Origin of the sequence: Rugamonas violacea, assembly GCF_016461825.1 — a bacterium.
In the GTDB taxonomy this organism is placed as follows: domain Bacteria; phylum Pseudomonadota; class Gammaproteobacteria; order Burkholderiales; family Burkholderiaceae_D; genus Rugamonas.
Genome location: NZ_JAEMNU010000022.1, coordinates 134049 through 156549 on the forward strand (window position 1 = coordinate 134049; position 22501 = coordinate 156549).

Here is a 22501-nt window from a genome sequence, read left to right on the forward strand (position 1 = left end):
TGTAAGGCAGGAGCGGGATCGGCGTCGCCGACGAAAGCGGCGCCGCGCTCCACGGGGGAGGGCGGCGCCGTCGAGGGCGGGCCGGCGGACGAGCGCCTTGTGCCGTCGTCCGCTGCGGCCAATGCCGGGCTTACACCAGGGTCAGGGTGACGTCGATGTTGCCACGGGTGGCGTTCGAGTACGGGCAGACGATGTGGGCGGCGGCGACCAGTTTCTCGGCTTCGGCGCGGTCCAGGCCCGGCAGCGAGATTTTCAGTTCGACTTCGATGCCGAAGCCGGTTTCGATGGCGCCGATGCCGACCGTGCCGTCGACCGAGACGTCAGCCGGGACGGCGATCTTGTCGCGGCCGCCGACGAATTTCAGCGCGCCGATGAAGCAGGCCGAGTAGCCGGCGGCGAACAGTTGCTCGGGGTTGGTGCCGACGGCGCCGGCGCCGCCCAGTTCCTTCGGCGTGGTCAGTTTGACGTCGAGCACGTTGTCGGAGGAGACGGCACGGCCTTCGCGGCCACCGGTTGCTTTAGCGTTTGCGCGGTACAGGACTTGTTTGATGGACATGATGGATTCCTTTTCAGTGAGTGGGAACAGCATTGTTCAAGAATATTGCAACAAAATTGTTTACTATTAAATAGCAAGCTACTTATTTTAAAAAACGACTACTGGGTGTTCGGCTACTTCCGGCGCCGTTTCTGCGGCGCCCGTGAACACACTGTAAATCGTACACAATTAAATAGCAAGCGATATTTATTGAAAATTGAGTCCTCTTATCCCTGTCATCAAATAGGCGTAAAACAGATCGGATGTTGAGCTGCAGATTTATCCGGAATAATATATGCATCAATCAAATTGATGCATATTATTACTTGCACATTTGAAAAATTGCAGGTATATTTGCATCATGATGATTGATGCGAATATCTTACATATTGCTGAAGTGGCCGACGTACGAGGTGGCTACCCGTTCCGAGGTTCCATCGAAGAGTGGATGGATGGAAGCGCCCTAGCGGTACAGATGAAGGACGTCGATCCTGAGCACGGTGTTAGTTGGCCCGGCGTGATTCGTACTGAGTTGGCTGGGCGAAAACAGCCGGACTGGCTTAAGGAAGGCGACATCCTTGTCGTTTCCAAAGGTGCTCGCTTTTACGCCGTCTGCTTAGATCACCCGCCACGCCCAGCTGTGTGTAGCCCACACTTTTTTCACCTCCAAGTGAAGTCATCAGTAGCAGTGTTGCCAGCGTTCGTTGCATGGCAAATCAACCAGCCCCCATTTCAGCGACAACTATTGCAGGCGGCTGAGGGCAGCAGCCAACTCAGCATACGTCGTCCGGTCCTTGAGGCACTAACGCTCAGCATTCCATCACTGGGTGATCAGCGACGCATCGTGGCTCTGGTGGAGCTTGCCCGCCAAGAGCGCCAAACACTCAAACAACTTATTCGCAACCGCGAGCTGCAAATCAATGCACTCGCTGACGCTTTGTTCCAAGCAGCGACCTAAACATTTGCAGGATACCCATGAACGACACCACAATGACAACAACCTCCGTGAGCCAAGACGCAATCAACGGCGCTGTTTGGGCCGCGTGCGACACCTTCCGTGGAACAGTAGACCCGAGCATTTACAAGGACTTTGTCCTGACCATGTTGTTTCTTAAGTACGTATCCGATGTTTGGCAGGATCACTATGACAGCTACAAGAAGCAGTATGGCGACCACCCGGAACTGATTACGGAAATGCTCAAGAACGAGCGTTTTGTATTGCCCGCCAGTGCCAGCTTCTATGCATTGCACACTTTGCGGCACAGCCCCGGCAATGGTGAGCGGATTGACAAGGCTTTGCATGCCATCGAGGACGCCAACCTGACCAAATTGCGGGATGTGTTTCAGGACATCAGCTTCAACTCAAACAAGTTGGGCGATGAGCAGCAGAAGAACGACATCCTGCGTCATTTGCTGGAGGACTTCTCAAAACCAGAGTTGGATTTGCGACCTAGCCGTGTCGGCACGCTGGATATTATTGGCAACGCTTACGAATTCCTCATCAAGAACTTCGCCTCCAGTAGCGGCAAAAAGGCCGGTGAGTTTTACACGCCACCTGAGGTGTCGTCATTGATGGCGCGGCTGATGGCCCCGCAAGAGGGCGATGAAATTTGTGACCCTACCTGTGGCTCCGGCTCCTTGCTGATGAAATGTGGCCGCTTGATCCGCGAGAATACGGGCTCGCGCAAATACGCGCTGTATGGGCAGGAGGCCATCGGCAGCACTTGGGCGCTGGCTAAGATGAACATGTTCCTGCATGGCGAAGACAACCATCGGATTGAGTGGGGCGACACTATTCGCAACCCGAAACTGTTGGACAGCGCAGCCAGCCTCAAACACTTTGACATCGTTGTCGCCAATCCTCCGTTCAGCCTGGAAAAATGGGGACATGAGGGGGCGGAGGCCGACAAGTTCAGCCGTTTCCGTCGGGGGGTACCGCCGCGCACCAAGGGCGACTACGCATTCATTCTGCACATGGTGGAAACCATGAAACCCGGCACAGGGCGCATGGCGGTGGTTGTTCCGCACGGAGTGTTGTTCCGTGGTGGAGCAGAGGGCCGCATCCGCCAAAAGCTGATCGAGGAGAATCTGCTCGACGTGGTGATTGGTCTGCCCGAAAAGCTGTTCTACGGTACGGGTATTCCCGCTGCCGTCTTGGTGCTGCGCAAAAACAAGAAAAATGACAAGGTGCTGTTCATCGATGCCAGCCGTGATTTCGAGGCCGGGAAAAACCAGAACTTCCTGCGCGAATCCGACTTGCAACGGATTCTGAGCACTGCATTCACACTGCAGGGGGCAGACAGATACGCCCATCTTGCGACCCCCGCAGAGATAGCGGAAAACGACTTCAATCTCAATATTCCGCGCTATGTGGACACGTTTGAGGAGGAGGCCGAGATTGACCTGATGGCGGTGCGTAAAGAGCGTGAACAGCTCAAAACTGAACTGGCAAGCTTGGAGGCACAAATGTCCGTGTACTTGAAGGAGTTGGGTTATGAGTGAGCCCACCAAGCCAACAACTGACCAGGGTGAGCTGGTCCTGTACACGTCCGAGGACGGCAGCGCCACTTTCTTTCTACGGGCGCAGGGTGGAACTGTATGGCTGACGCAGATGGAGTTGGCTGAACTGTTCCAAACCTCTGTTCCCAACGTTAACATCCACATCAAAAACATACTTGAGGAAGGCGAGCTCCAGTCTGAGGCAACTATTAAAGATTACTTAATAGTTCGGACGGAGGGCCGGCGGCAAGTCAAACGTCCAGTCAAACTCTACAACCTAGATATGATTCTGGCGGTGGGGTATCGGGTCAAGTCTCCGCGTGGCACCCAGTTCCGCCAGTGGGCCACTACCCATCTGCGCGAATACTTGGTCAAAGGCTTCGTCATGGACGATGACCGTATGAAAGACCCGGTGGGCTGGGACTACTTTGACGAGCTGCTCCAGCGCATCCGTGAGATACGGGCGTCCGAGAAGCGTTTCTATCAAAAGGTACGCGATCTGTTTGCCTTGTCGGTGGACTACAACGACAACGTCAACACGGTGGGGCACTTTTTTGCCGAAGTGCAAAATAAAATGCTGTACGCAGTCACTCAGCAAACTGCGGCAGAAATTATTGTCAATCGCGCCGATCCTACACAACCCAACATGGCATTGACTGCATGGAAGATTGATCGTGTTCGCAAGACGGATGTCATCGTTGCTAAGAATTACCTAACTGCGGATGAAATCGACCATCTGAACCGCCTGGTTACCACCTTCCTGGAGTTTGCCGAGCTGCGAATTCGCCAGCGCAAACAGTTGGTCATGGCCGACTGGCGGCAATACGTGGACAACTTTATCCAGTTCAATGAAAGCCCCTTACTCAAAGGTGTTGGCCGCATGAGCCACGACGCCATGCTTAAGATCGTGCATGGTCGGTATGAGGCATTTGACGAGCAGCGGCGCAAGGCTGAGGCCGTCGAAGCGGACAATGCGGATATGAAAGAGCTTGAGCAAGTTGAAAAGCGGCTTACTAAGAAAGGAGGGCGTGATGTTACCTAGTGGCTGGAAAAAATACTTGCTTGGGAATATAGCAACCTTCAGAAATGGACTGAACTTTACGAAATCCGATGCTGGCGAAAAAATAAAGATGGTCGGCGTTGCTGATTTCAAAAATCGCTCGAAACTCGAAAAAAATTATGAATTGGATTCAATCAAGGTTGCAACGAAGGTTCGTGATGCGGATTTGCTGAAATCGGGTGACCTTCTATTTGTTCGTTCCAACGGAAATAAAGAATTGATCGGCCGCTGTTTGTATTTCCCTCATGTAACTGATAGGATATCTTTTTCTGGATTCACCATACGTGGAAGAGTCGATACCTCAGTGATCGAACCAGAGTTTGCATCCTATTTGATGCGATCAAAAATTGTCACGGATCAAATTTTCTTAGGCGGGAGTGGGACGAACATATCTAATCTGAGCCAAGAAATTCTGTCTAAAGTTGAAGTAAAAATTCCTGATCTTACTGAGCAACGCCGCATTGCCAATATCCTCTTTACTTGGGATCAAGCCATTGCAACGACTGAAAGGTTAATTGAAAAAAGCCAGAAGCAGAAGCTTTCCTTAAAAAAAATATTATTGAGCGGGAAGAGACGATTTTCAAATCCAAGAGGCCCGTGGGGATATGAAGATATTGGTGTAATTTTCGAACGAGTTCGTTGTAAAAATACCACTGGCAATATTAATGTTTTAACCATATCTGGCGAGCGTGGTTTGATTAATCAGCGTGACTATTTCAATAAATCTGTAGCGAGTACGAATCTGGCAGGATATACCCTAATTGATCGAGGAGACTTTGCCTATAACAAAAGTTATTCGGCTGGTTATCCGATGGGTGCGATTAAGCCATTGTTGGAATACGATTCAGGAGTTGTTTCAAGTTTATATATTTGCTTCCGATTACGTAAGGAGGTTGATGCGAGCTTGGATTTTTTCAGACACTATTTTGAGGCTGGATTTCTGAATCAAGAGATAGAGGGTATCGCTCAGGAAGGCGCGCGCAACCATGGTCTTTTGAACGTTGGAGTAACAGATTTTTTCAAGCTTCGGTTGCATGTTCCTGATGGGGCGGAGCAACGCGATATTGCAGAAGTTATCAATGTGGCCGAGGCCGAGGAGCTGCACTTTAAGAGGCATCTTCAGACATTATTGATAGAAAGGCAGGCGTTAATGCAACAGTTGTTTACGGGAAAGCGTCGAGTTCATTTGATTGATGCCAAAATGGCGGCGCAGGTATGAACACAACTCCAAACTCCAGAGAGCAATACAGCGCCCACATTCCTGCGCTGCACCTGCTGTGCAACCTCGGCTGGAACTTCATTGCGGTGGCTCAAGCTCTTGCTCTACGTGGCAGCACGCGGGAAGTTTTGCTAAAAGGCCGGTTGATCGAGGTGTTGCAGACGCGACGATATGAGTACAAGGGGGAGTGGTATCCGCTGTCTCCCAGCGGTATCGATCAAATCGTGCGGGAGTTGTCCGCATTGAGCCTTGCCGAGGGTCTGCTACCCGCTAACGAGCGGCTGTATGCCAAGTTGGCGTTGGGCATCACAGTCACAGAGTTCATGACCGACGGCAAGAAACACCAGCCCACGATTCATGTCGTGGACTGGACCGATGTCTCGCTCAACCGTTGGGACGTGACAGAAGAGTTGGAAGTGCTGGCCGCCCAAGGTACACATTGCCGGCTACCGGATGTGGTTTGCTATGTGAACGGCATTCCGCTAGCAGTGATCGAGGCCAAGCGTCCTGAATCATCTGGCGGCAGTAACCCAGCCAAGGCAATGGTGACTGAAGGTATCAGCCAGCATCTGCGTAACCAGCGACATGATGAAATTCCAAACCTGTTCGCCTATGCACAGTTATTGCTTTCGATTAGTCAGACTGAAGGCCGCTACGGCACTACGCACACGGCGGCCAAGTTTTGGGCCAAATGGCGCGAAGAAGAGTTTGATGATGCTGAGATCAGCTCCGTGAAAAACGCGGCCTTACCACCAGGTACGCGTGACGCTCTCTTTGACGGTAAGCCTGCACCGTTGGCGGCCTACTTTGATGCCATGTGGGCGCAAACCATGCGGCCGACTGACCAGGACCGTATGCTTGTTAGCCTCTTGACGCCTCAGCGGCTATTGGAATTCTTGCGGAGTTACGTGCTGTTCGACCGGAAGGTTGGCAAGATCGTTGCGCGCTACCAGCAGTTTTTCGGTATTCGTGCGCTGTTGACACGCATCAGCCAGATACGATCCGATGGGGGGCGTGAGGGTGGCGTGCTGTGGCACACGACCGGCTCGGGCAAGAGTTTCACCATGGTGTTCCTGACGAAGGCGCTGCTGCTAGTGGAGCCGTTGAAAGAGTGCCGCGTAGTAGTGGTCACCGACCGGATTGATCTGGAAGGACAGTTGTCACGCAATTTCATATCAGGTGGGGCATTTGGTTCGTCCATCGCCACTCAGAAGGACGGCGAGAAAAGCCGCGCCTTGTCTGGTCGTGATCTCGCCAAGCGCATCGGCAGTGGCACCGAGCGAATCTCCTTTACTTTGATACACAAGTTCAACACTGCATCCAAGTTGTCTGAATGTCACAATGATTCTCACAATCTGATTGTATTGGTGGATGAGGGGCACCGCAGCCATGGCGGCGAAACACATGAGCGCATGAAGAAAGCCCTGCCCAAGGCTGCCTACATCGCCTTCACGGGCACGCCTTTGCTGAAAGATGAAAAGACCGCCAACAAGTTCGGCCCTATCGTCCATTCCTACACCATGCAACGTGCGGTCGAGGATGAAACCGTGGCTCCATTGTTGTATGAGGAGCGGGTGCCTGAACTGGATATGAATGAGGGAGCGGTCAATCGTTGGTTTGAAAAAATAACGGTTAACTTGAGTGAGCAGCAACGCACAGACCTGAAGCGGAAGTTTGCCAAAAAAGGGTCCATTTACGGTGCGGCCAATCGCATCGAGTTGATCGCGTGGGATATCGCCACGCATTTCAGCGAAAACATCAAGGCGCTCGGCACGGGGCTTAAGGGGCAAGTAGCCACAGACAGTAAGCTGGACGCGATACGCTACAAGAAGGCGCTGGACGAAACCGGGCTGGTGACTAGTGCCGTTGTCATCTCGGCCCCGGACACGCGCGAGGGCAATTCAGAAGTGGACGAAGACACCTTACCCGAAGTCCAAAAATGGTGGAAGCAAAACATGGCCGCCTATGCTGCGGACCTAGAGTTGTACGAGAAGCAGATCATCAATGACTTTGGTACTGACGGTGCCCCGGACTTGCTGATCGTGGTGGACAAGTTGCTGACCGGATTTGATGAGCCTCGGAATGCGGTTCTCTATATCGACAAACCGCTGAAGGGTCACAACCTGATTCAGGCCGTGGCGCGAGTCAATCGTCTGCATGATGCGAAGCGCTATGGCGTATTGGTCGATTACCGGGGTATTCTGAAAGAATTGGACACGGCCATTCGCGCCTATCAAGACTTGGAAACCCGAACCCAAGGTGGCTTTGATATGGCGGACATCGAAGGCTTGTACCAACAGTTCAGCACCGAGTACAAACGCTTACCTGCTTTGCACGACAAGCTGTGGTCGTTCTTCGCGAGTGTGAAAAATAGGCTCGACCGAGAGCAGTACCGACAGGTGCTCACTCCAAAATTCGTCAAAGGTCTTGATGGTGAAGACTACGACGAGCGACAGAAGCTGCGCGACGATTTTTATGAAGCGTTGACCGCGTTTGGCCTATGCCTGCAGACGGCGTTGTCCTCGCGTAGCTTCTTTGAGGACAAGAGTTTTTCCGAAAGTCTGATAGCTAAGTACAAGTCTGACCTGCGTTTCTTCTCGGAGTTACGGCAAACCGCGCGGCGCGATGCCATGGAAACTGTGGACTACAGCGTCTATGAGGAGCAAATCCGCAAGCTGGTGGACAAGCAGGTTATTGGCAGAGAAGTGCGTGAACCGGAGGGCGTGTATCTTGTACATCAATTGGGCAAGGTGGAAGATCCCAAGCAGTGGTCAGAAGAGAAGACGCGGAATGAGACTGACCTGATCCGCACGCGCTTGCGCAAAACCATTGAACAAGACTTGGCAGAAGATCCTTACGCACAAAAGGTGTTTGGCGAGCTTTTGAAGCAAGCCATTGCTGAGGCAGAAGCGATGTTCGACCATCCGCTCAAACAGTACGCACTGTTTCAGGAGTTCGAACAGAAGCTGGAAGTCCGCCAGACTGATGGTGTGCCCGATGCGCTGGCCGAGAAACCGCACGCAAGGGCATATTTTGGTGCAATGCGTCTGGTATTGGGCGAAAGTACTTTCATGGCGCTCAGCAATGAGGTTCTAGAAGCCCTGGTGAAACAAGCAATGGACATGGATATCGTTGTGCGTGATGCTGTGGCCGAAAACTCGTTGAATCCGCAGAATATTGAGGCCGCCATCCGCAAGGGCTTGCTGCCACTATTGTTTGGCACGCTGGGATTGGACAATGCAAAGTTGGTGGTCGAGCAGGTCATCCAAATTACCCGCGTGGGATTGAGTCGCTCTGGAGCATGATGATGGAAAACCAGTTGACCCAACACAGCATCCAGTACGGCGATGAGCTCATCCGCTTTGCCCTGCGTCGCCAGCCATTGCGTACTGCACAGCGTCTGGCTATTCATGTCGAACCCGATGGAAGTGTGTTGGTAGACGCGGCCGAGGCAACAGCTGTCGAGGCGGTGTTGACAGCAGTGAAAAGGCGAGCTCGCTGGATAAGCCAGCATGTTGGCGCTGCGCGAGAAAGGCTGGCTCATGTACTGCCCTGTGAATACGTGAGCGGCGAGTCGCTGCATTACCTTGGCCGACGCTATCGACTAAAAGTGATGGTTCAGGCGGATGTGATCCCGGTTGCGCGAATGCGTGGTGGTTTTATCGTGGTGACCGTGCCAGTTCAGTCGCCGGTCGTTATCCAGCAGACTCTCGACGATTGGTTTCGTGGCAGAGCGCGCGACGTTTTTGCTGATCGCTTAGACGTCGTGGCGGCCCCGCTAAGCTGGGTCAAAGATCTTCCCGCAACTCGCCTTCAGTTTATGAAAGTTCAGTGGGGAAGCTGTTCACCAGCAGGCCGTATCACATTGAATCCAATGTTGGTGAAGGCCCCGCGTGAGTGTATTGATTACGTTTTGTTGCACGAGCTATGCCACTTGCTGCATCACAACCATGGTCCCAAGTTCTACAAGACACTAGACCGAGCCTTGCCAGGTTGGCGCGAGATCAAAGAAAGGCTAGACAACAGGGCTGAAGAGTTGTTGCGTGCCTGACTGAGCGATGACGACGATCGCAACCACTTGCTACAAGGCCGTCTCGAAGCCTTCCAGCACATTCACCACGTTCACCCCCAGTTCCTTGACGGCGTAGCCGCCTTCGAAGATGAAGACGGTCGGCAGGCCCAGATAGGCCAGCCGTTCGCCCAGGCGCAGGTAGTCGGCGCTGTGCAGCGTGAAGCGCGACAGCGGGTCGCCGGCGAAGGTGTCGACGCCGAGCGAGACCACCAGCGCGTCGGCGCCGAAACCGGCCAGGCGGATGCAGGCCGTCTCCAGCGCGGCGAACCAGGCCTGGGCGCCGCAGCCGGGCGGCAGCGGCAGGTTCAGGTTGTAGCCCAGGCCGGCGCCCTCGCCGCGCTCGTCGGCGTGGCCCAGGTAGAACGGGTATTCGTCGCGCGGGTCGGCGTGCAGGGAGATGAACAGCACGTCGGCGCGGCTGTAGAAGATGCTCTGCGTGCCGTTGCCGTGGTGGTAGTCGAGGTCGAGCACGGCGACCTTGCCGGCGCCGTCGTCGAGCAGGTGCTGGGCGGCCAGGGCGGCGTTGTTGAGGAAGCAGTAGCCGCCGTAGAAGTCGGCGCCGGCGTGGTGGCCGGGCGGCCGGCTCAGCACGAAGCTGGCCCGCTCGCCCAGGCGCAGCGCGTGGGCGGCGTTGACGGCGCAGTCGGCGCCGGTCTTGGCGGCGGTCCAGGTGCCGGCGGTCAGCGGCGTGCCGCTGTCCATCGAGTACAGGCCCAGCTTGGCGCTGAAGTTGTCCGGCTCGATGTCGTGGCGCAGCGTGCGCACCGGCCAGACGGAGGGGATGGCGTCGCGGCCGGCGTTGGCCGGGTCGAGCGCCAGCCAGTCGCTCCAGGCGTGGCGCAGGAAGTGCAGGTAGCGCGGCGTGTGGATGCGTTCGAGCGACATCAGCGGCACGCCCTGCGGCGTGACGATGCGGCCCAGGCCGCGCCGGCCCAACTCGGCCAACACGGCGTCGGCCCGCGCCGGCGTCTCGAAGCAGGGCACCATGGCGCCGCGAAAAAATTCGCCGCGGCCGTGGTGCTGGCCGTGCTGTTCGTTGTAGAAGGTCAGCACCGCGCGGCCATGGCTAGTCGCAGTCGCCGCTGTCGTGGCACAGATTGCTGGCGCGGTAGGCCGCGACATAATCGTCGAAGTCGATGTGCGGCGCGCGCTCCATCTGGTCCTGTTCGGCCAGCGAGGCGCCGGCCAGGGCGTCGAAGTAGCCGGCTTCGGCGGCCGTCGGCGGATGGGCGCGGAAGTAGGCGGCGTGGCGCTCGCTCTGGCGCAGGCCGAAGCCGGTGAAGGAGCCGCCGTTGCCGCGCAGCTCGGCCAGCACGCGGGCCGACGGCGTCAGCTCGGGGTCGGCCAGCTTGGCCGCCTGCGCCGTCATCGCCGCGGCGTGGACCGTGTCGCCGCGCGCCGTGTCGAGCAGGGCCGCCACCGGCGCGATGCGCGCCAGCAGTTCGCCGCCCAGCTGGCGCAGGCTCACTTCGCGTTCGCCGTCGTGCAGCATCAGGCCGGGCCGGCGGCCCTCCTTGACGGTGCGGGCAAAGTTGTCGGTGTGGCGGGCGCCCTCGGCCTCGCTGATCGGCGCGCTGTCCTCCAGCGCGCAGAACAGCAGGAAGGCGTCGAGGAAGCGGCCGGTCGCCACGCTGATGCCGACCGGCTCGAACGGGTCGACGTCCATGCAGCGCACTTCGATGTATTGCACGCCGCGCGAGCACAGCGCCTGGATCGGCCGCTCGCCGGTGCGGATCACCCGCTTCGGCCGGATCGTCGCGTAGTACTCGTTTTCGATCTGCAGCACGTTGGTGCTCAGCTGGACCCATTCGCCGTCGCGCTTGGTGCCCAGCTTGGCGTAGGGTTCGTAGGGCTGGTTGACCGCCTTGGTCAGCGCGGCGACGTAGCTGTCGAGGCAGTTCTCGTGCGGGCTGAGGCCGGACTGGGCGTCGTTCTGGTAACCCAGGTCGCTCATGCGCAGGCTGGTGGCGTAGGGCAGGTAGAGGGTGTCGTCGGACAGCCGTTCGAGGCTGTGCTGGCGGCCGCGCAGGAAGCAGCTCGACAGCACCGGCGAGGCGCCGAACAAGTACATCAGCAGCCAGCTGTGGCGGCGGAAGTTGCGGATCGTCGCCAGGTAGCGCTCGGACTGGTAGGCCATCGCCGAGCGCTGGCCGGCGCCTTCCTCGTGCTCGGCCAGCACGCGCCACAGGCGTTCGTCCAGCGAGTAGTTGTAGTGGATGCCGGCGATGCATTGCATGGCCTTGCCGTAGCGCAGCGCCAGGCCGCGCCGGTAGACGTGCTTGAGCATGCCCAGGTTGGACTTGCCGTACCAGGCGATGGTGATGTCCGCCTCGTCCGGCAGCACGCTGGGCATCGACTGGCTCCACAGCAGCTCACGGCCCAGCTTGCTGTAGGCGTAGCGGTGGATGCCGTCGAGCTTGGCGATGGTGGTGCCGATGTCGGCCTCGGCCGGGGTGATGAACTCCAGCAGCGCTTCGGCGTAGTCGGTGGTGATTTGCGGATGGGTCAGGGCGGCACCGAGCGCGACTGGATGGGCGGTCGCCGCCAGGTGGGCGTGGGGGTCGACCCGCAGGGTTTCTCGTTCGATGCCGCGCAGGCCGCCCAGCAGCGCGTGGTGCTGCCGATCGGCCAGCAGGGCCAGGCGGCGAGTCAATAGATTGGACAATTTGATCTTCCTTTCTGTGCATCAAACAAAATATTTGTGCGAGAGTAACCGAAAACAGGCAAGCGCGTCGGAGGTGGCTTCAAGTCGGTCCGGCGCGCCGTGGCGCGGTCCGTTTCCAGCCTAGGATTGCTTGATATATTAACAAAAGTCGCGGCGGCGGGGCGCGGCCGGCGTCGACGCCGGCCTTGACGCCGCGCCAAGGCCGGCGGCGCTACGGCACGCGGCCGCCGCTGACGCGCTCGATGCCGGCCAGGTCGCGCCAGCTTTGCACCTCGGTATATCCTTGAGTGCTCAACAATTCGCGCACGGCGGCCGACTGGTCGTAGCCGTGTTCCAGCAGCAGCCAGCCCGGCGCCAGCAAATGGCGCGGCGCGCCGGCGACGATGCGGCGCAGCGCCGCCAGGCCGTCGGCGTGGTCGGTCAGGGCGCCGACCGGCTCGAAGCGCAGGTCGCCCTCGGCCAGGTGGCGGTCGCCGCTGGCGATGTAGGGCGGGTTGGCGACGATCAAATCGAACACCTCGTCGCCGTCCTGGTGTTCCAGCGCGGCGTACCAGTCGCTTGGCAGCAGGCGCAGCGCGACGCCGTTGTTGGCGGCGTTGCGGCCGGCCACGGCCAGCGCGTCCGGGCTGACGTCGAGCGCCGTCACGGCGGCGTCGCGCCGGGTGTGCGCCAGCGCGACGGCGATGGCGCCGCTGCCGGTGCCCATGTCGAGCAGGCGGCCGCCGGCCGGCAGGCGTTGCAGCGCCAGTTCGACCAGCAGCTCGGTGTCGGGACGGGGGATCAGCACGGCCGGCGTGACCTCGAAGGGCAGGCCGAAGAACTCGCGCTGGCCGACGATGTAGGCGATCGGTTCGCCGGCCAGGCGGCGCGCCAGCAGCGCGGCGAGGCGCCGCGCCTCGTCCTCGCTCAGCAGGCGTTCCGACTGGGTGATCAGGCCGACCCGCGTCAGGCCCAGCGCGTGGCACAGCAGGATGCGGTTGTCGAGCGGGTCGAGCGCAGTTTGCACCTGCAGCGAGGCGACGCTGGCGCCGGCGGCGACGCCCGCCGGCGCCGCCGTCAAGGGCGGCCGACCCGGGCCGCTCATGCGCGGCGGCGGCGCAGCAGCGCCCAGATCAATGCCAGCGCGCAGATGCCGAACCACAGCAGCGACCACTGCGGGATCGACATGCCGAGCCAGGGCGCGGTGGCGTCCTCGCACAGGCCGTCGGCGCGGAACACCGAGGGCAGGTAGGTGGCGGTGGGGATCTTGTTGAGCAGGGTTTCCATCGGGTCGATGCCGCAGGACAGGCCGGGGTGGGCCAGGATGTACAGGTGCTTGCCGGCCACGCCCAAGCCGGCCAGCGCGGCGACCAGGCCGAGGCCGCCGCCCAGCGCCGGCCGGCGGCTGCTGGCGCCCCACAGGCAGCCGACGGCGACGGCCAGGAACAGATAGCGCTGGATCACGCAATACGGGCAGGGCAGCATGTCCAGGCTGTGCTGCAGGTAGAGCGCGGTGGCCAGCAGGCCGAGGCAGGCGGTGGAGATGGCCAACAACAGGGTGCGGGTTTGAATCATCGGGGAGATCCGGTCAGGTTAGGGGGCCGCGCCGGCCGGCGGCTGCGGGCGGCGAAGCGGCTCATTCTCGCATAAAGTGTTGCGGCCGATCTTAGTCGGCCCTTAAACTTTAAGGGCACCTCGAAAAACCGTCATTCCGCATCGGCGGACCGCCGCGCAGGCGGGAATCTATACCCCGCATGTCCATTGGCTCAGCATGGGTTCCCGCCTACGCGGGAACGACAATTTGGTGTGCCCTTAAGCGGCGCCGCGCTTAGTCGCCCAGCGCGGCCAGCAGCTCGGCCTGGTGCTCGGCGGCCAGCGCGTTGGTCAGCTCGCCGAGCTCGCCGTCCATGATGAAGTCCAGCTTGTACAGGGTCAGGTTGATGCGGTGGTCGGTCATGCGGCCCTGCGGGAAGTTGTAGGTGCGGATGCGCTCGCTGCGGTCGCCCGAGCCGATCAGGCTCTTGCGGGTGGCCGCCTCCTTCGACTGCTGCTCGCGCAGCTGCACGTCCTTGATGCGCGCCGCCAGCACCTTCATCGCCGAGGCCTTGTTCTTGTGCTGGCTGCGGTCGTCCTGGCACTCGACCACGATGCCGGTCGGCAGGTGGGTGATGCGCACGGCCGAGTCGGTCTTGTTGATGTGCTGGCCGCCGGCGCCGGAGGCGCGGTAGGTGTCGATGCGCAGCTCGGACGGATTGATGTTGACGTCCTCGACCTCGTCGGCCTCGGGCATCACCGCCACCGTGCAGGCCGAGGTGTGGATGCGGCCCTGGGTTTCGGTGGCCGGCACGCGCTGCACGCGGTGGCCGCCCGACTCGAACTTCAGCTTGGAGTAGACGCCGTTGCCGACCAGGCGCACGATCACCTCGCGGTAGCCGCCCAGGTCGGAGGCCGACTCGGACACCATCTCCACCTGCCAGCGGTTGCGCTCGGCGAAGCGGCTGTACATGCGCAGCAGGTCGCCGGCGAACAGGGCCGACTCGTCGCCGCCGGTGCCGGCGCGGATCTCCAGGAAGATGTTGCGCTCGTCGTTGACGTCCTTCGGCAGCAGCATGGTTTGCAGCTCGCGTTCGAGCGTGCCCATGCGGCTCTTGGCGGACTCGATCTCGTCCTGGGCGAAGTCCTTCATGTCCGGATCGGCCAGCATCTCCTGGGCGGTGGCGATGTCGGCGCTGGCCTCCTGGTAGTTGTGGTAGAGCGCCACCAGCGGGCCCAGTTCGGCGTGTTCGCGGGTCATCTTGCGGTAACTGTCCATGTTGGCGGTGGCGCCTTCGGACATCAGCAATTGGTCGAGTTCAACCAGGCGGTTCGCCAGTTGGTCCAGCTTGGCCAGCATTGATGGTTTCATAGCTTATTCGGTGAGAGTGGTCGTCGTGGATGGGAGTGGCGGCGGGCGCCGGGGCGGCGCCGGGCCGCCGGCGCGCGGCGGCGGGAAAACGGCGGGGACGCTAACGGCGGCCGCGGAACAGCTGCGGCAGCAGGGTGGCCAGTTGCGCCCGTTCCTCGCCCTGGGCGCGGTGCAGCGCCTGCTGCGGGCCGTGCATGAATTTGGCGGTCAGGCCGCGCGACAGGGCTTCGAGCACGGCGTCGACGTCCTCGCCCTTGGCCAGCAGCTTGCGGGCCCGCTCCAGCTCGTGCAGGCGTAGCGCCTCGCCGCTCTCCTGCAGGCCCTGGATGACCGGCACCACGGCGCGGTCGTCGATCCAGTGCATGAAGGACTGGACGCGGGTTTCGATGATCGCCTCGGCCTGGGCCACGGCGGCCTGGCGGTTCTCCATGCCGGTCTGCACCACCTTGCCGAGGTCGTCGACGGTGTACAGGAAGACGTCGCTGAGGCGGCCGACCTCCGGCTCGATGTCGCGCGGCACGGCCAGGTCGACCATGAACATCGGCTTGTGGCGGCGCGCCTTGACGGCCCGCTCGACCAGGCCGAGGCCGATCAGCGGCAGCGACGAGGCGGTGCAGGAGATGACGATGTCGAACTGGTGCAACTGCTGCTGCAGCTCGGCCAGGCGGATCGCCTTGCCGTTGAAGCGGTGCGCCAGCAGCTCGCCGCGCTCCATGGTGCGGTTGGCGATGGTGATGCTTTTCGGATTCTGCGCGGCGAAGTGGGTGGCGCACAGCTCGATCATCTCGCCGGCGCCGATGAACAGCACGTTCTGCTCGGCGATCTTGTCGAAGATGCGCTGCGACAGGCGCACGGCGGCGGCCGCCATCGACACGCTGTGGGCGCCGATCTCGGTGGTGCTGCGCACCTCCTTGGCGACCGAGAAGCTGCGCTGGAACAACTGGTGCAGATAGGTGCCGAGGCCGCCGGCGGCGTCGGCGGTGCGGATGGCGTCCTTGATCTGGCCGAGGATCTGCGTCTCGCCCAGCACCATCGAGTCGAGCCCGGAAGCGACGCGGAAGGTGTGGCGCACGGCGTCGTGCTGCGGCAGCAGGTACAGGTGGGGGCGCAGCTCGGCGTAGTTGAGCTTGTGGAAGTCGGCCAGGAAATGGGCGCCGGTGTCGAGCGAGCCGGCGCCGTGGCTGGCGGCGTACAGTTCGGTGCGGTTGCAGGTCGACAGGATGGCCGCCTCGTCGCTGCCGCGCGGGTCGTGCCGTTCGAACCAGGCGCGCGCCGCCACCACCGCCTGGCCCAGTTGCTCGGGGGCGAACGCCAGCTGCTCGCGTAGCGATACGGGAGCGGAGTGGTGGTTCAGGCCGACGGCGAGCAGTTGCATTTCGGGACCAGGCAGGTTGCGTTGAGCGTCATTATACCGTGTTGTCCCCGTCTCCTGCCCGGCGGCCCGGCCGGGCCGCCGGGCAGGCCGGCTCAGGCGCCCAGCTTCTCCAGCCGGTAGCCGTAGCTGTACACCGGCACCAGGCGGAAGCCGTTCTCCGGTTTCAGTTGCAGCTTGTTGCGCACCCGCGAGACGTGGGTGTCCATGGTGCGCGAGGGCACGGCCGTCTCGCGTATCCACACCGCCTCGTGGATGTAGGCGCGCGACAGCGGCCGGCCGATGTTGCGGAAAAACAGCAAGGCCAGGTAGAACTCCTTGTGCGTGACGTCGAGCACGATGCCGTCCATCAGCAGGCGGCCCGGCCGCGTCTCGAAGATGTATTGGCCGAACTGCAACTGCTCGGCGCCGTTCTGCGCCGGATAGGCGCGCCGCAGCAGCGCCTGCACCCGCGCCACCATTTCGCTGCGGCGCAGCGGCTTGATCATATAGTCGTCGGCGCCGGCGGCCAGGCCGGCGACGATGTCGTCCTCGCCGGAGCTGGTGGTCATGAACATGACGGGGGCGTTGTCGGTCAGCTTTTCGCGCACGCGGCGCAGCACCTCGGCGCCGCTCAGGTCGACCACCTGCCAGTCGAGGATCAGCATGTCATAGCTGTCCTTGCGCAATTGCGCCTGCAGGTCTTTGCTGGTTTGAAAACTATGGCAGGCGTGCCCGGCCGAGGTGAGCACCTGGCATATCAGATCGGCTTGGCTGCGGTCGTTATCAAGTACGGCGATTCTCATGATTGAACAGGATAGAGCGACCGGCGGCACCACTTCTGCCACCCGTCGGGAAATGTTAAGGAATAGTCACTTTGAATATAACAGAGATTTACAAAATTAGTTAGTAAAAAAGCTAAAATCTTTTCTTTAGGACATAAGTGTTACTTTTATGCGAACTCAGCTCACGTTTATACGGTACACCCGTAGCGCCCGAAGTTCAATCAAAAAATGGCTGGAAAGCAAGTCGGCAGGCGCCTTGGCGGCCGTCGCCGGGGCGGGTGGGGACGCCGGCGCGGGGCGCGGGACAGTACCGGAGCAGTACCGCTTCATAGGGGGATGGGCGGCAGGATGGCGGACCCGACGGCGGCGCCTGGCCGGCGCCGCCATCGCCGGCTAGGCGCTCGGCTGTTGCGCGGGGCGCGCGGCGGCGGCGTGGCCGGGCCGCCGCGGTGGCCGGCCGCGCCGCCGGCCGCGAGCAAGCGTCGCGCCAGTTGTATAGGCGGCCGGCGTGGCGCGGCGGACAGCGGGGATAAGGTGCTAAAGGGTAAGTTTGTGACACGAAGTGTGCCACGCGGAATGTAACGGCGCGGCCCGCGGGGCGGCCGCAAGGGGCGTGCAGACGGCGGCGGCCGCAAGGGGCGGACAAACTGGCGACGGCCGGCAGCGGCGGACAAACGGCGGCCGCCGGCGGCGCGCCGGCGCCGTCGGCGCCGGCCTTGCCGCTAGGGCAGGAAGGGCGGCGGCTCAGGCGTCCGGCAGCACCACGTTGACGTCGAGCACCTCCAGGTTGCCCTGGCGGTCCAGCGAGATCTTGATGTCGTCGGCGTTGACCTTGGTGTACTTGGAGATCACCTCGATCAGCTCCTTGTGCAGGGCGGGCAGGAAGTCCGGGCCGCCACGGCCGTTGCGCTCGCGCGCGATGATGATCTGCAGCCGTTCCTTGGCCGCCGAGGCGGTTTTCGGTTTGGAAGGGAACAGAAAAGAAAGCAGAGCCATGTCACTTGCTCCCAAAAATGCGCTGCAGCAGGCCGGGCTTTTCGTAGGTGGTAAAGCGCAGCGGCACGTCCTGGCCGAGGAAGCGCGAGACCACGTCTTCGTAGGCCTCCGCCACGTCGGTGCCCTTGAAGTGAATCGCCGGGTTGCCCTGGTTGGAGGCGTGCAGCACCGATTCCGATTCGGGGATGATGCCGATCAGCGGGATGCGCAGGATCTCCTGCACGTCCTCGTGCGACAACATCTCGTCGGCCTCGACCCGTTTCGGCGAGTAGCGGGTGATCAGCAAATGTTCCTTGACCGGTTCGCCGCCGGTCTGGGCGCGGCGCGACTTGGCCTGGATGATGCCGAGGATGCGGTCGGAATCGCGCACCGACGACACTTCCGGGTTGGTGACGATGATGGCTTCGTCGGCGAAGGTCAGCGCCATCAGCGCGCCGTGTTCGATGCCGGCCGGCGAGTCGCAGATGATGTACTCGAAGCCCATGTTGATCATTTCGTGCAACACCTGCTCGACGCCGTCCTCGGACAGGGCGTCCTTGTCGCGGGTCTGCGAGGCGGGCAGGATGAACAGGTTGTCGCAGTGCTTGTCCTTGATCATGGCCTGGGTCAGCGAGGCCTCCTTGTTGATCACGTTGATCAGGTCGTACACCACGCGGCGTTCGCAGCCCATGATCAGGTCGAGGTTGCGCAGGCCGACGTCGAAGTCGATCACGGCGGTCTTGTGGCCGCGCATGGCCAGACCGGTGGAGAAGCTGGCGCTGGAAGTCGTCTTACCGACACCGCCCTTGCCGGACGTTACAACAATAATTCTTGCCACAAATAATCCTTTTCAGAGTGCGTGCAGAAGCCGTGGCTTAAGCGCGGGATGCGGAATTGACAGATAGTATATCGATTCGGTCGCCGACCAAGCGAATTTGCGCCGGCACGCGGGCGAACTCGGCGGGGAAACCGTCCTCGAAGGTGCGGTAGACGCCGGCGATCGAGACCAGTTCGGGCGCCATGCCGAGCGCGAAGATGCGCGCGTCGGCGTTGCCGGAGGCGCCGGCCAGGGCGCGTCCGTTCAGGGTGTTGTAGACGTGGATGCTGCCGTCGGCGATGATTTCGGCGCCGTTGTTGACGACGGCGGTGATGATCAGGTCGCAGCCGCGGGCGTAGATGCGCTGGCCGGCGCGCACCGGCGTGTCGATGATCATGGTGCCGGGCGTCAGCAGCGCGGTGGCGGCGCTGACGTTGGCCAGCGCGGCCGGGCCGGGTACCGGCACCGGCGCGGCCGGCGCGGGCGCCGGCTTGGCCGGTTTGGCCTCGGCGGCCTCGGCCTCGTCGCGGCGGCGGTTGGCCGGCTCGACGGTCAGGCCGTGGGCGGCGATCGCCGCCGCCATCTCGGGCGCGGCGTTGCGCACCGCCACCGGGTTCAGGCGGTATTGCTTGAGCAGGGCGATGATGCCGTCCCAGTCGACCGGCTCGGCGCTGGGCGCCAGGTTGCCGATGTCGATGACGGTCAGGTCGTCCTCGAAGAAATCGGTGCTGCCGCCGGTCATTTCCTTGAGCGCGGCGTCGAGCGCGATGCGGTCGGCGGTGGAGAGGATGGCGGACACCGCGACCACGGTGGAAATCTTGATCTCGATCGGCTTTTGGAACAGGCTTTTGGACATGGGCGAAATGATTTGTGGGTCGGCGAAAGGCTGGGGCCAGAGTTGCCCTCCGCTGTCACCTGGGCGATAACGTCGCGCTGATGCGCGGGCACAAGCATTTTACTGTGGAAAGCCGGGAAATGGGAGGGTGTGCGCAATCAAAGCGCGCCGCCATGCGGGCTGGCGCGGCGGCGCGGAAAACCCAGCGGCCCCCCTGGGGTCGGACCCGGCGGGTCCGACCCCGGCCCTTCGCCGTCGGGTGGGGGCTTGCCTAGTCGGCCTGCTCGGCGCGCAGCCGGCGCGCCGCCGCCACCATGTGGCGCAGCGCCGCCTCGGTCTCGGCCCAGCCACGGGTCTTCAGGCCGCAGTCCGGATTGACCCACAGGTTGCCGGCGGGAATCACCGCGCTGGCCTTGCGCAGCAGGCGCACCATCTCGGCCGCGTCGGGCACGCGCGGCGAGTGGATGTCGTAGACGCCGGGGCCGATCTCGTTGGGGTAGCGGAACTGGCCGAAGCCGTTCAGCAGCTCCATGTCCGAGCGGCTGGTCTCGATGGTGATGACGTCGGCGTCCATCGCGGCGATCTGCGGCAGGATGTCGTTGAACTCGGCGTAGCACATGTGGGTGTGGATCTGCGTCGTGTCGGCCGCCGCGCCGGCGGCGACGCGGAAGGCGCGGGTGGCCCAGCCCAGATAGTCGTCCCAGCGGCCGCGGCGCAGCGGCAGGCCTTCGCGCACGGCCGGCTCGTCGATCTGGATGATGGCGATGCCGGCCCGCTCCAGGTCGGCCACCTCGTCGCGGATGGCCAGCGCCAGTTGCAGCGCGGTCTGCGCGCGCGGTTGGTCGTCGCGCACGAAGGACCATTGCAGGATGGTGATCGGGCCGGTCAGCATGCCCTTCATCGGCCGCGCCGTCAGGCTTTGCGCGTGCACCGTCCAGTCCACCGTCATGGCGCGCGGCCGCGCCACGTCGCCGAAGATGAGCGGCGGCTTGACGCAGCGCGAGCCGTAGGATTGCACCCAGCCGTAGCGGGTGAAGGCGAAGCCGTCGAGCTGCTCGCCGAAATATTCGACCATGTCGTTGCGCTCGGCCTCGCCGTGCACCAGCACGTCCAGCCCCAGCGCCTCCTGGCGTCGCACGGCGTCGGCGATCTCGGCGCGCATCGCGCTCCGGTATTGGCCGGCGTCCAGTTCGCCGCGCTTGAAGCCGGCGCGGGCGGCGCGGATCGCCGCCGTCTGCGGGAAGGAGCCGATGGTGGTGGTGGGGAACAGCGGCAGGCGCAGGCGTTCGCGCTGCGCCGTCTGGCGCGCGGCGAAGGGCGCTTGGCGGCGGTCGGCGTCGGCCGGCAGCGCGGCCAGGCGGGCCGCCACGGCGCCGTTGTGCACGCGCGCGCTGGCGCGGCGGCCGGCGATGGCCAGACGCGATTGTTGCAGGGCGGCGGCGGTGTCGGCGCCGGCCAGGGTGTGTTGCAGCAGGGCCAGCTCGGCCAGCTTTTCGGTGGCGCAGGCCAGCCAGCCGCGCACCTCGGCGTCGAGCTGGTCCTCCTCGGCCAGGCTGAAGGGCACGTGCAGCAGCGAGCAGGAGGTGGACAGCCACAGCTTGCCGCCGCGCTTGGCCAGCAGCGGCGCCAGCGCGGCCAAGGCGGCGTCGAGGTCGGTGCGCCAGATGTTGCGGCCGTCGACGATGCCGACCGACAGCACCTTGTGGTGCGGCAGCCAGTCGGCGATGCTGGTCAGCTCGTGGGCGGCGCGCACGCCGTCGACGTGCAGGCCGGCCACCGGCAGGCGGCAGGCCAGGCTCAGGTTTTCTTCCAGCGGCGAGAAATAGGTGGCCAGCAGCAGCGGCACGCCGACCTGGTTCAACTGCCAGTAGGTCGGGTCGAAGGCGTTGCGCCAGTCGCCGGGCAGGTCGAGGCCGAGGATGGGCTCGTCGATCTGCACCCAGGAAACGCCCAGCGTTTTCAGGCGGTCGAGCAGGGCGCCGTAGACCGGCAGCAATTGTTGCAGCAGCGACAGGCGGTCGAAGCCGGCGCGCTTGCTCTTGCCCAGCCAGAGGAAGGTCAGCGGTCCCAGCAGAACGGCCTTGACGGCGTGGCCCAGCGCCTGCGCCTCGGCCACCTCGGCCAGCAGGCGCTCGCCGGCCAGTTCGAAGCGGGTCAGCGGCGAGAACTCCGGCACCAGGTAGTGGTAGTTGGTGTCGAACCACTTGGTCATTTCCAGCGCGGCGCCGTGGTGGCCTTCGTGGCCGGATTGCTCGGACTGCCCGGCATGAGCGCTGTGTTCGGCGTGTCCGGCGCTGGCGTCGGCTGCTGCGTCGGCGTTGGCGTTGGCGTTGGCGCCCGCCTCGGCGGCGTGCCCGGCGCAGGCGGGGTTGCCGCAGGCGGCCGGGGCGTCGCCGTTGCCGTCAATGTTCTTGCCGACGCCGCGCGCCATGGCGAAGTAGCGTTGCAGCGGCGGCGTGGCCGGGTCGAAAGCGAAGCGCGCCGGCTCGCAGCCGAACAGCTGGATGTGGTTGGCGACCTGGTCGTAGAAGGCGAAGTCGCCCACGGTGACGAAGTCGAGGCCGGCGTCGCGTTGCAGCGCCCAGTGGCGCGCGCGCAGCTCGCGGCCGGTTTGTTCCAGCGCCTCGGCCGGGGTGTCGCCGCGCCAGTGCGACTCCAGCGCCTGCTTCAGTTCGCGCTTGGCGCCGATGCGGGGGAAGCCGGGAATATGGATTTGTATATTTTTTGTCATGATGTCATTCGCATTTAATAATGGTGCGATAAAGTGTGGCGCATTCTGATTTATAATCAAAACGAAAGATTTT

The 22501-nt window shown here is 62.1% G+C and carries 18 protein-coding genes; 6 read left to right on the plus strand and 12 right to left on the minus strand.

Going from position 1 to position 22501, the window contains the following annotated elements:
• Positions 1-130: 130 nt before the first annotated feature.
• Positions 131-556 (minus strand): organic hydroperoxide resistance protein, encoded by a 426-nt coding sequence (locus tag H7U20_RS04300; protein WP_199518369.1) that lies wholly within the window; start codon positions 554-556, stop codon positions 131-133.
• A gap of 340 nt (positions 557-896) precedes the next feature.
• Between H7U20_RS04300 and H7U20_RS04305 the strand changes: the two genes are divergently transcribed.
• From H7U20_RS04305 to H7U20_RS04330, 6 genes are read left to right on the plus strand one after another with little or no spacing between them, the layout of a single operon-like run.
• A complete protein-coding gene (locus H7U20_RS04305) occupies positions 897-1493 on the plus strand; it encodes a restriction endonuclease subunit S (RefSeq protein ID WP_199518370.1) in 597 nt (198 codons plus the stop codon).
• Between the two features lie 17 nt (positions 1494-1510).
• The gene (locus H7U20_RS04310) at positions 1511-3037 is read left to right on the plus strand and encodes a type I restriction-modification system subunit M (RefSeq protein ID WP_199518371.1); all 1527 of its coding nucleotides are present in this window, start codon (positions 1511-1513) and stop codon (positions 3035-3037) included.
• Positions 3030-4076, plus strand: a complete 1047-nt coding sequence (locus H7U20_RS04315) for a virulence RhuM family protein (RefSeq protein ID WP_199518372.1) — start codon at positions 3030-3032, stop codon at positions 4074-4076. Before H7U20_RS04310 ends, H7U20_RS04315 begins: the two co-directional genes overlap by 8 nt.
• Positions 4024-5313, plus strand: a complete 1290-nt coding sequence (locus H7U20_RS04320; protein WP_199518373.1) for a restriction endonuclease subunit S — start codon at positions 4024-4026, stop codon at positions 5311-5313. The genes H7U20_RS04315 and H7U20_RS04320 overlap by 53 nt, the downstream gene beginning before the upstream one ends.
• Positions 5310-8618 carry a type I restriction endonuclease subunit R gene (locus H7U20_RS04325; RefSeq protein ID WP_199518374.1) on the plus strand — a complete coding sequence of 1103 codons (3309 nt, stop codon included), beginning with the start codon at positions 5310-5312 and terminating at the stop codon, positions 8616-8618. The genes H7U20_RS04320 and H7U20_RS04325 overlap by 4 nt, the downstream gene beginning before the upstream one ends.
• 2 nt (positions 8619-8620) lie before the next feature.
• Positions 8621-9364, plus strand: a complete 744-nt coding sequence (locus tag H7U20_RS04330) for a M48 family metallopeptidase (RefSeq protein ID WP_233410492.1) — start codon at positions 8621-8623, stop codon at positions 9362-9364.
• A gap of 30 nt (positions 9365-9394) precedes the next feature.
• Here the strand turns inward: H7U20_RS04330 and H7U20_RS04335 are convergent, their stop codons facing one another.
• The 11 genes from H7U20_RS04335 to metE form a co-directional block, all read right to left on the minus strand.
• Positions 9395-10438, minus strand: coding sequence for a histone deacetylase family protein (locus H7U20_RS04335; protein ID WP_199518376.1), 1044 nt, complete (start codon positions 10436-10438; stop codon positions 9395-9397).
• Between the two features lie 13 nt (positions 10439-10451).
• Positions 10452-12050 carry a glutamate--cysteine ligase gene (gshA, locus tag H7U20_RS04340; RefSeq protein WP_199518377.1) on the minus strand — a complete coding sequence of 533 codons (1599 nt, stop codon included), beginning with the start codon at positions 12048-12050 and terminating at the stop codon, positions 10452-10454.
• Between the two features lie 211 nt (positions 12051-12261).
• Positions 12262-13134, minus strand: a complete 873-nt coding sequence (gene prmC, locus H7U20_RS04345) for a peptide chain release factor N(5)-glutamine methyltransferase (protein WP_199518378.1) — start codon at positions 13132-13134, stop codon at positions 12262-12264.
• The gene (locus tag H7U20_RS04350) at positions 13131-13604 is read right to left on the minus strand and encodes a disulfide bond formation protein B (protein ID WP_199518379.1); all 474 of its coding nucleotides are present in this window, start codon (positions 13602-13604) and stop codon (positions 13131-13133) included. Before H7U20_RS04350 ends, prmC begins: the two co-directional genes overlap by 4 nt.
• 253 nt (positions 13605-13857) lie before the next feature.
• Positions 13858-14934 carry a peptide chain release factor 1 gene (prfA, locus tag H7U20_RS04355; RefSeq protein WP_199518380.1) on the minus strand — a complete coding sequence of 359 codons (1077 nt, stop codon included), beginning with the start codon at positions 14932-14934 and terminating at the stop codon, positions 13858-13860.
• A gap of 100 nt (positions 14935-15034) precedes the next feature.
• Positions 15035-16309, minus strand: coding sequence for a glutamyl-tRNA reductase (gene hemA, locus H7U20_RS04360; protein ID WP_199518381.1), 1275 nt, complete (start codon positions 16307-16309; stop codon positions 15035-15037).
• A 92-nt stretch (positions 16310-16401) separates the two neighbouring features.
• Positions 16402-17091 (minus strand): response regulator transcription factor, encoded by a 690-nt coding sequence (locus H7U20_RS04365; protein WP_199518382.1) that lies wholly within the window; start codon positions 17089-17091, stop codon positions 16402-16404.
• Between the two features lie 723 nt (positions 17092-17814).
• Complete coding sequence (minE, locus tag H7U20_RS04370; protein WP_093385603.1) at positions 17815-18066, minus strand: cell division topological specificity factor MinE; 252 nt, start codon at positions 18064-18066, stop codon at positions 17815-17817.
• A gap of 1 nt (position 18067) precedes the next feature.
• Positions 18068-18883: a septum site-determining protein MinD gene (gene minD / locus H7U20_RS04375; protein WP_093385600.1), complete on the minus strand. Its 816-nt coding sequence runs from the start codon at positions 18881-18883 to the stop codon at positions 18068-18070.
• Between the two features lie 37 nt (positions 18884-18920).
• On the minus strand, positions 18921-19718 hold the full coding sequence (gene minC / locus H7U20_RS04380; protein WP_199518383.1) for a septum site-determining protein MinC: 798 nt from the start codon (positions 19716-19718) through the stop codon (positions 18921-18923).
• Positions 19719-19968: 250 nt separating this feature from the next.
• Positions 19969-22428: a 5-methyltetrahydropteroyltriglutamate--homocysteine S-methyltransferase gene (gene metE / locus H7U20_RS04385; protein WP_199518384.1), complete on the minus strand. Its 2460-nt coding sequence runs from the start codon at positions 22426-22428 to the stop codon at positions 19969-19971.
• Between the last annotated feature and the right edge of the window lie 73 nt (positions 22429-22501).